The sequence below is a fragment of the Trichothermofontia sp. genome (assembly GCF_053493415.1).
In genome coordinates this window covers 1-8,907 of the sequence record NZ_JBRCAD010000185.1, presented here as the reverse complement: position 1 = coordinate 8,907, position 8,907 = coordinate 1, and the positions used below count along the sequence as shown (strand labels likewise).

Annotated in this window: 8 protein-coding genes; 1 reads left to right on the top strand and 7 read right to left on the bottom strand. The window is 54.1% G+C overall.

The features are described from left to right. Positions 1-458: 458 nt before the first annotated feature. Entirely contained in the window at positions 459-2,231 is a 1,773-nt protein-coding gene (locus ACWIUF_RS16425) for an HD domain-containing phosphohydrolase (RefSeq protein WP_448573603.1), read from the bottom strand. Between the two features lie 220 nt (positions 2,232-2,451). Here ACWIUF_RS16425 and purU point away from each other — a divergent pair, with 220 nt between their 5' ends. Continuing rightward, a complete protein-coding gene (gene purU, locus ACWIUF_RS16420) occupies positions 2,452-3,306 on the top strand; it encodes a formyltetrahydrofolate deformylase (protein WP_448573602.1) in 855 nt (284 codons plus the stop codon). Here purU and ACWIUF_RS16415 read toward each other — a convergent pair. From ACWIUF_RS16415 to ACWIUF_RS16390, 6 genes are all read right to left on the bottom strand, one after another. Next, positions 3,303-4,115 (bottom strand): Uma2 family endonuclease, encoded by an 813-nt coding sequence (locus tag ACWIUF_RS16415; protein ID WP_448573601.1) that lies wholly within the window; start codon positions 4,113-4,115, stop codon positions 3,303-3,305. The two genes, purU and ACWIUF_RS16415, sit on opposite strands and share 4 nt — an antisense overlap. A gap of 90 nt (positions 4,116-4,205) precedes the next feature. Then, complete coding sequence (locus ACWIUF_RS16410; RefSeq protein WP_448573600.1) at positions 4,206-5,267, bottom strand: LOG family protein; 1,062 nt, start codon at positions 5,265-5,267, stop codon at positions 4,206-4,208. Positions 5,268-5,367: 100 nt separating this feature from the next. Beyond that, a complete protein-coding gene (gene trxA / locus ACWIUF_RS16405; protein WP_448573599.1) occupies positions 5,368-5,691 on the bottom strand; it encodes a thioredoxin in 324 nt (107 codons plus the stop codon). A gap of 543 nt (positions 5,692-6,234) precedes the next feature. Continuing rightward, positions 6,235-6,375: a hypothetical protein gene (locus tag ACWIUF_RS16400; RefSeq protein ID WP_265902371.1), complete on the bottom strand. Its 141-nt coding sequence runs from the start codon at positions 6,373-6,375 to the stop codon at positions 6,235-6,237. Between the two features lie 186 nt (positions 6,376-6,561). After that, complete coding sequence (locus ACWIUF_RS16395; protein ID WP_448573598.1) at positions 6,562-8,175, bottom strand: NAD(P)H-quinone oxidoreductase subunit 4; 1,614 nt, start codon at positions 8,173-8,175, stop codon at positions 6,562-6,564. A gap of 138 nt (positions 8,176-8,313) precedes the next feature. After that, positions 8,314-8,907, bottom strand: a 594-nt coding sequence (locus ACWIUF_RS16390) for a serine hydrolase domain-containing protein (protein ID WP_448573597.1), incomplete at its 5' end; no start/stop codon positions are given.

The following is an 8,907-nucleotide window of genomic DNA, read 5'->3' as shown; positions in this document are numbered from 1 at the left end:
CATCACTGCCCAGAGTGTGGCTACACCGCGCATCGGGATGTAGCAGCAGCTCAGGTAGTGAGGCAGCGCGGGATTGCAGCGGTGGGGCACATCGTCAAGAAGCTTGGTGAGGGCAATGTCTAAGACACCCTGTGAGCCAAGAATCCCCGCGCCTTTAGGCCGGGGAGTTGTCAATAGACTCAGTGTCCTGGAATTTGGACAATGGTTGCCCACCGGTTACCGAATTGTAAAAAACTGTAACTGGCAGTCCGGGTACTAAATGCCCAGGGGACGAGTGCAGCGGCTCATCAATTTCGCATTTTTCGCATGGTTTGGAGGGTAAGGCTCTAGCCTATGACGACTGAAGTCGTCACGCCCTATTCATGATTGCTTTCATTTCCATATCCACACGAGGGTAAAGCTCTAGCCTATGACGACTGAAGTCGTCACTACAAACGTTGCAGAATTTATTATCGGGTCTACTCGCTGTCTAGATGGTGCCCTACGGAGGTAAAGACTTGGCGGTGTTCAAAGAGTTGCAACAGATCGGCGTTAAGTTTGTGTTTGTCGGCTTCCTGGTGCAGGATATCAAGGGCTGCCGCCACGGGAAGCCGCCGCTTGTAGGGCCGATCAGCCGCTGTGAGCGCGTCGTAAATATCGGCGATCGTTAGCATTTGGGTTTGGATCGGGATTTCAGGAAGTTCTAAATCATAGGGATAGCCGCTCCCATCTAACTTTTTATGGTGCCCCCGCGCAATATCGGGCACCTGGCTGAGGTGCTTGGTCCAGGGAATTTGGATGAGGAAGTTATAGGTATGTTCTGCGTGTTTTTCGATCGCGAATCGCTCCTGCTTCGTCAGATTTCCACGGGGAACCAACAGTTGCTCCAACTCGGTGGGGGTTAACAGGGGTTTCAGGGTTCCATCAATATCTTGGTAGGTATAGTGGGACAGTTCGGCGAGTTCGGCGAGGGCGGCTTCGGTTAGAATCTGGAAGCCCCGACTTTCCAAGATTTGGGGTTCGTTGATTTCCAGGACCCGTTGCCAGTAGTGATCCAGTTTTTCCAGGGCTGTTGTCAGTTTGCGATCGAATTCGGCTTGGGTTTGGCAGTGCAGACACCCGGCATTTTCCCCCGCATGATCGTGGTGGGGATGTTCGATTAAGTGGCGAAATTTATTTTGGGCGCATTCCAACTCCAGGGTGCGTCGGGCTAAGGCGAAGCGATGGCGGACGACTTCCAATTGATCGGGATAGAGCTTCTTGGCCTTGACGAGAACGGCTTCTGGAACGCCAACCTTGCCGAAGTCATGGAGCAGGGCTGCATAGCGGATTTCCTGAATTTGGCGATCGTTAAACACCAGTCCGCGCAAGGGGCCGCTACTGATCGCATGGGATTCCTCCGCTAGCCGCACGGTTAAGGCGGCGACCCGTTCTGAGTGGCCGGAAGTGGTGGGATCGCGGGCTTCAATCACCCGTACTGATGCCGTGACAAAGCCTTCAAATAACTGTTCAATGCTGTCCTGTAGTTGGCTGCGTTCGATCGAAACGGCTGCCTGGCAGGCCAAGATCCGGATCACCTTTTCTTCCCACTTGGAATAGGGAATCGTCACTTGGTGGACATTTTCTGGCCCCACAATTAGGTCCGGACTTCGTTTCCGGTTAATCAACTGGAGCACGCCAATAATTTCCTTTTCCTGGTTCTGCATTGGCAGCACCAAAACTGATCGCGTTTTGTAGGGAATCGCTTGATCAAATTGGGGGTTGAGCTTGTAAGGGACCCCTGGCGGTAGGTGGTAGGCGTCCGGCAGGTTCAGGCTTTCTCCAGTGATGGCCACGTAGCCCGCCAAACTATTTTGGGTAATCGGAACCGTAAATTCTTTCCAGGAAACGTTGGGGCGCGAGGCGTTCTGGGCTACCTTAAAGATCAAACTTGGTTCGGGACCGCTGCGATCGATCAGATAAACACTACCGGCATCACTGCACGTAATCTCACAACTGATCTGGAGGATTAACTGCAAAATGTCTTCCAGATTGCGGCTACTGGATAGGGCGATCCCGATCTCTAGAAATTGGGTGACCAGTTCGCTTGGTTCAGCATTGTCCTCAATGGGTAGGCTTGACGGCTCGGCAGTTAAAGCGGCTCGCAGTGATTTGGGTGCAAGGATCGAGGCCCCCCCCAGTGCTGTTTGGGCTGGCAAATCGGCTGTGGTGGTCTCCTGCCGACGAAAGTCTGGAAACTTCATGAATGCCATGCCAATCTTTGATCCTCTTCGGCAACTACAATAGGCAATGATCCGTGCAGTGTGCCCGTCATTTTCCCGAAGATGGCTCTCCTCAGGACTTGTGAACGGTATGATGCTTCCCTGTGCTTACCCTTAACTACACAATTCACGATCGCCACTCCGCTGAGACGCGATCGGATTGTCTAGATGATCTATTTGTGTCCAATGCACCCACCCTCTTCGTTGTAACATGTCTAGCCCCACTGCTACCTTACTGGTTTCCTGTCCCGATCAACGGGGCCTCGTCGCTAAGATCGCTAATTTTATCTATGCTAACGGTGGCAATATTATCCATGCGGATCACCATACAGACTTTAATTCCAAGACCTTCCTGACCCGAATTGAGTGGCAGCTACAGGGCTTTAACTTGCCTCGTGATTTAATTGGCCCCGCGTTTCAAGCGATCGCCCAACCCCTAGGGGCCACTTGGCAGCTACACTTCTCAGACACCATCCCGCGCATTGCGGTTTGGGTCAGCCGCCAGGATCATTGCTTGCTGGACCTCCTTTGGCGACAACAAGCCCAGGAACTCGCGGCTGAGATTCCCCTAATCATTAGCAACCATCCGACCCTGCAACCCATTGCCGACCAGTTTGGCATTGATTATTACCACCTCCCGGTTACAAAAGATACCAAATCTGAACAGGAAGCGAAACAACTAGGACTGTTGCAAGAATACCAGATCAATTTGGTGGTGCTGGCTAAATATATGCAAATTCTTTCCCCGGAATTTGTCGCCCAGTTTCCCCAGATGATCAATATTCACCATTCATTTTTGCCAGCTTTTGCGGGGGCCAATCCCTATCAACGGGCCTATGAACGGGGGGTGAAAATTATTGGGGCCACGGCCCACTATGTCACGAGCGATCTGGATGAAGGCCCCATTATTGAACAGGATGTGGTACGGGTGAGTCATCGCGATGATACGAGCGACCTGATTCGCAAAGGCAAGGATCTGGAGCGGATTGTCCTGGCACGAGCGGTGCGCCTCCATCTGCAAAACCGGGTCCTCGTTTACGGGAATCGTACCGTCGTGTTTGCTTAATCCAACTCCGGATCGATTCCCAAGGCCCGCAACCGCGCCGCCAACCGTTCCGCCCGTTCTCGCTCCTGCTCGGCCCGTTCTCGCTCCTGCTCGGCCCGTAGCGATGCTTGTTCTGCTCGCAACCGATCCATCACTGATCGTTCTCTTGGCGTTGGTACCCAATTCCCCTCCCCGTCATACCACCGCAACCACAACCCCTCAACCCCGTCATAGGCTCCCTGCCAAACGCCTAAGCCCAGCCCCAACGCCGGGAACCAAAACCGAGGTTCCACCAACGCTACTGGCTCATAGCAGCCCTCGTGCAGTCGGAACAAGCGAAAGTGATTCTCGTAGCGATTGAACACCCCATAGTAGGGAATCTGCAAAATTTGCTCATAGACCTCCCACTTAGTGGGCGGTTGATTCGATCCCCGCATCGTTTGGCCCAAATCGTCATCCTCTGTCCCCGGCGACAACAACTCAAGCACCAGAAACGGCACCACCTGCTCCTGCCAGACCACATAGCTCCAACGCAAATCTTGCTGCCGGGTGGCGGGATTCACCCCGACGACCAGGAACCAATCCGGGCGCTTATGCCAGAGCGGATGTCGCCAATCATAGTAAAGATTCAGATCCGTGCCAAAAAAGAGGGCCTCTGGTCCCACGATCGGCGACTGGCAAGTTTCCCGCAACAACTGCGGCTGGAGATCATGAAACTCGTCCGGCAACCCTGGCTCCTCCGGATCTTCACTGGGCAGATCGTACATTGTCGGCAGTGTTTCACGGGCCGGCAGGGAACTGAGCGCAGGGGGTAGCTGGGATGGGGGCATGACGATCACCGCTGGGCATACTGATTTCAGCCTAACATTCCTGGCAACGGCGTTGTTGGCGAGTGGCTAACTCCCCGGCGATAGGGTTCCTTACTTCTGCTCCGGATGGCGGGCCTCTGGATACGCCGCTCCCAACTGGTTTAATCGCAAGATCAATTGATGCAGACGACCTAAATCTTGCTGGTTGAAGTACAGACTGATCCGGGGCAAACCTGCCGTCTCATCCCCGGCCTCCTCTGGCAGCGTCGGGCATTTCTGGATCGTACCCTTCACCAAAATATCGCTGAAATCCTGATTCAACTGCGCCACATCCGCATCCAGTAACTCGTGTTTGAGCCGAATCACGAGCAGATCCCCCACGTAGCGACAGGAGTGGTACACCCGGTAGAAATCCGCGATCGCTTGGCAGGCCACATCCAGGCGATCGGTAATCGTATAGACACTGGGGTCCGCTGGACTGATCAGCCCCGACTTCAGCAGGTGATCTTCAATATAGGTATTCCACGCTTGCCAATAAGTCCCCCCAGGGCGATCGATCAACACCATCGGCACCGGCCCAAACTTCCCCGTCTGGCTCAGGGTCAAACACTCAAACGCCTCATCCTGGGTGCCAAAGCCCCCCGGAAACAACGCCACCGCATCACTTTCCTTCAGCAAAAACAGCTTGCGCACAAAGAAATACTTAAACGTCACCAGCTTGGGATCGCCTTCAATGTAGGGATTGGCCTTTTGCTCAAAGGGCAACCGAATATTCAAACCAAAAGAATGATCCGGTCCGGCCCCCGCATTCCCCGCCTCCATAATGCCGCCCCCCGCCCCCGTGATCACCATAAACCCCTGCTGGGTAATACACCGGGCAAAGTCCACCGCCTGTTGGTATTCCGGTGAAGCTGCTTGTAGCCGTGCCGAACCAAAAATTGTGACCTTGCGAACATGACGGTAGGCATAGAACGCTTGGGCGGCCCGCTCCATATCTTGTAAGGTTGAAGCGAGAATTTTCCAATCCAGGCGATCGATCTCACCCCCAGCCAACCGAACGAGCGTACTAAGGGCCTGTCGGATCAACTGATTGTGCTTGAGGTTAGGTAACTGGGCAACTAAGTTAGCAACCTCCGTTGCCAATGCCGCATCGTCAGGGGGAAGGGAGACCATAATCCTTATGTCAAAACGGACTTAAAAGCGCCCCAGACATCATCTTCTAGAGCGCTCCACCAAGACCAATTTGTTCCCAGAAAGAACCTTAGAATGGACCTTAGAGGTACTTTTCGAGGGTTGTGGCCAGCGTGGTTTTGGGCACGGCACCCACCACCATATCAACCCGCTGACCTTCCTTGAAGATCATCAGCGTGGGAATACTTCGGATACCATACTGACTGGCAATACTGGGGTTCTCATCCGTGTTCACCTTGACAACCTTGACCTGCCCGTCATATTGCTCGGCAATTTCATCCACCACTGGAGCCACCATGCGGCAGGGACCGCACCAAGGTGCCCAAAAATCCACTAAAACGGGAAGGTCGCTCTCCAGCACCTCTTGTTTGAATGTAGTGTCCGTAACGGCTGCGGCTGCTGACATCGGAAAATTCCTTGCCTCTTGTTTTCTCTCAAGCACTCAATATAACAAACTGGAACCCGTCCTCGACCAAACTCGCGCATACAGATACATTCAGTCACAATTAGCAACGTTTGCTGACAATGCTGTTGCTTCTGTTCGCGGTGCCTTTTCATGCCAAAGGCTATGCTCAGGATTTGTTGGGTCTCAAAGGGCCAGTTTCAGTAGAGCCACACTAAACCAGGGAAGGGATAGCCGTCTAGGCTGTCCCACAACAGCTTTTCGATCTACTGAGTTTTCCCAAAAACCTGCTTTGCCCCGAAGCCTGGATTAGGAACCGCCTAGGCAGTGCCTAGGCGGAGTGTGGTGTGAGGAGTGAACGGAAACATGCGTCTCCGCTCCCTCTATTGTAAGCGAACGCCCCGGCTTTGCGAGTCCTCACCCATCAGGAGGGGATATTTCTTAAGATTTCACTTAAGATTTCAACCCGTTTTTGCTCACCACACCCAGCGGTATTCCCCCGAAGCTACCGAGGCGATCGCCCGCATGGCTGTCTAGCCCAATCCCCTAACCAATGACATACGCAGAATGGAGGGACCACCAGATCAACACCCCAATACTGCCCAAAATCAGCACTGCCGATACCAGAATGGCCAGAAGGCTGTCGGCCCCGTCAAACTTCATAATGCCGCGATTCAAGTCCGTCATAATTCACTGACCTTGCTTTCGTATTAAGCCATTGATATTCCTAGAATATCCAGGTCAGCTTTTAGCGTCTAGAGTTGGCGGGCACCTTTAAGATTGACTTTAAAACCGAGAACACGACACCCCCTGCGGTCAGACGTGTGAGTAGCGGGGCGGGGGAGCGGATTGCCCCACCCCGCCCTACCCGGGTTAGTGGGTAATCCCCAAGAGAGCTTGCGGTTCCGGCGTCGGCAATTTGGGCGCTGTGAAGGCACGGGCATAAAGCGGTTGCCGTTGTTGCACCACCAAGGGCAGGACCTCCCGCACGTTAGAGGCCACTTGCACCGTGGTTACGTCATAGGCTTGGGTGGCCCATTTCGGGTACAGACCCATCCCAATGACCGGCAGTAACAAGCACACAGCAACGACAATCTCACGTGGCTTGAGATCTCCCAGGTAGTCCTCGATCACGATGCCAGAATTGCTCTTGGCCCCGTAGAAGACCTGACGTAACATCGACAGTAGGTAAATCGGGGTGAGCACCAGCCCCACTGCTGCCAAGAAGATGACTAGGGCTTTGAAGCTAGTGGTATACACATCGCTGTTAGCAAGGCCGAGGAATACAGTTAATTCACCGACAAAACCGCTCATCCCCGGTAGCGCGAGGGAGGCAAAGGACCCCGCTGTGAACAGGGCAAAGGTCTTGGGCATGGACTGGGCTAAGCCACCCAGCTTGGGCATATCGAGGGTGTGGGTACGCTCGTAGGTAACGCCAGTGAGGAAGAAGAGGACTGCCGCAATCAGCCCGTGGGAGAGCATTTGCAGCACTGCCCCGTTCAGGCCAATCTCGGTGAAGGAGGCAATCCCCAGCACGACGAAACCCATGTGGGAGATGGAGGAGCAGGCCAGCCGTCGCTTCAGGTGGGTTTGCCCAAAGGCGGTCAGCGCACCGTAAATAATATTGACAATACCGAGGATGACAAGGACGGGCGCAAAGTAGATATGGGCACTGGGCAGCAATTCCAGGTTCAGGCGAATTAGGGCATAGCCCCCCATCTTTAGCAGCACTCCGGCCAGGATCATGGAAACGGGGGCACTGGCTTCACTGTGGGCATCGGGTAGCCAGGTGTGGAGGGGGAACAGGGGCAGCTTTACGCCGAAGGCAATCAGGAAGGCCGCGTAGGCCAGAATCTCCAGACCGATCGGGTAGTTTTTCAGGCCCAATTCAGCAATGTCAAAGGTGACGTTACCGCCGTAGAAAGCGAGGGCGAGGCCACCTACTAGGATGAAGATCGAAGCCAGCGCTGTGTAGAGGATGAACTTGGTGGCGGCGTAGAGGCGCTTGGGGCCACCCCAGATTGAAATCAGCAGGTAAACCGGAATCAGTTCCAGTTCCCACATGAAGAAGAAGAGGAGTAAATCCTGGGCGGCAAAGACGCCAATCTGGGCACTGTAGAGGGCCAGCATGAGGAAGTAGAACAGGCGGGGCTTGGTTTCTACTTTCCAGGCAGCCACGATCGCCAGGGTGTTGATCACCCCCGTCAGCAGGATCAGGGGCATTGAGACCCCATCGACGGCCAGGGACCACTGGACACCCAGTTGGGGAATCCAGGTTACCCGCTCAGCCATTTGCAGGGCCGGGTTATGAAGATCGAAGTGTTGCCCAAATCCGTAGAGCATGAGGGCAAAGTCGGCCAAGCCAACGCCAAGGGCGTACCAACGAATGGTTTTGCCGTGTTGATCGGGAAGGAAGGGGATCAACAGTGCTGCGAGGAGGGGGAGGAGGATGATTCCTGTGAGCCAGGGGAATTCAGTACCAGACATGACACTAATGGGGAGAAATACCTATCCCCTAGTATATGAAGTAAATTGAACTTTTGATAAGTACTTCCTCAAAAAAATATTGATCGCATTGATCGCAGTCTTGCGCATTATCCCGTTCTTGGTTCTGATTAGAATCGCTCAATCGCCTGTAAGTAAAAGCTTTTGCGCCAATGCCGCCAGGTGCCTAGCATCCCCATCCTCGTGGTTGATCATCACAATCATGGTGAGTTGATAATTACTTATATGTAACATAAGCGTTACAAATCCCCCAAAACGCCCTCCATGCCCGATCGCGGTTCCCCAGGGGGTTTGCCAGCTTTCGAGGCCGAGACCATAGCCGATCTCGCCATCTGGTTGGGATAGGCTCCCCGATGGGGGTTGGGACATGAGTGCTTGCAGTTCCGGGGAAAGGAGGCAGTGCTGGACAAAGAGGGCCTGGGCAAAGCGATCGAGATCGGCAGCCGTACTCACCAAGCCGCTATCGCCCAAGCCATAGGCTTCGTTAATCCTAGAAAAGTTATCGGGATGGCCGTCCCCATCCCAGTTCCCGTAACCGCTGACCAGATCCGGTTGGGGTGTGATCTCCAGGGTGGTGTCATTTAAGCCAATGGGGTCCAAAAGGTGCTCCTGGAGGACGAGCGCGAGCGGTTGGCCCGTGTGCGCTTCGATCCAGCGCTGCAACAATAGGTAATTGGTATTGGCATAGTGGAACTGACCGGGGCGGGTCTGGGG

Coding starts and splice junctions, on each gene's coding strand:
- ACWIUF_RS16400 (WP_265902371.1), bottom strand. CDS start 6,375: ATGACGGACTTGAATCGCGGCATTATGAAGTTTGACGGGGCCGACAGC.
- ACWIUF_RS16425 (WP_448573603.1), bottom strand. CDS start 2,231: ATGGCATTCATGAAGTTTCCAGACTTTCGTCGGCAGGAGACCACCACA.
- ACWIUF_RS16395 (WP_448573598.1), bottom strand. CDS start 8,175: ATGTCTGGTACTGAATTCCCCTGGCTCACAGGAATCATCCTCCTCCCC.
- ACWIUF_RS16415 (WP_448573601.1), bottom strand. CDS start 4,115: ATGCCCCCATCCCAGCTACCCCCTGCGCTCAGTTCCCTGCCGGCCCGT.
- trxA (WP_448573599.1), bottom strand. CDS start 5,691: ATGTCAGCAGCCGCAGCCGTTACGGACACTACATTCAAACAAGAGGTG.
- purU (WP_448573602.1), top strand. CDS start 2,452: ATGTCTAGCCCCACTGCTACCTTACTGGTTTCCTGTCCCGATCAACGG.
- ACWIUF_RS16410 (WP_448573600.1), bottom strand. CDS start 5,267: ATGGTCTCCCTTCCCCCTGACGATGCGGCATTGGCAACGGAGGTTGCT.